The 209-nt window shown below is 38.3% G+C and carries 1 protein-coding gene; it reads right to left on the bottom strand.

The genetic code is table 11. The features are described 5' to 3' along the window. The coding region (locus tag Z054_RS29710; protein ID WP_035093988.1) for a hypothetical protein at positions 1–209 on the bottom strand (209 nt) is incomplete at both ends.

The raw sequence follows: 209 nt of genomic DNA, 5'->3' as shown, positions 1-209 counted from the left end.
AAGAACTGATCGCAGCCTGACGTTGTTGTGATTCCCTAACCTGCCACTCCTTTAACTCTGTATTCACATAAAAAGGACTATCCTCCAGATTGATATGCTCATTTAACTGTTCAAAATTTATAGTAGGTGGTAACTGTTTGTATTTCATAGCCTGTAATACCTTAATAAACCCTGCCACTCCTGAAGCAGTTAAACAATGACCGATGTTA

Origin of the sequence: Aquimarina macrocephali JAMB N27, assembly GCF_000520995.1 — a bacterium.
Lineage (GTDB): Bacteria > Bacteroidota > Bacteroidia > Flavobacteriales > Flavobacteriaceae > Aquimarina > Aquimarina macrocephali.
This window is presented reverse-complemented; position numbering and strand designations above follow the sequence as displayed.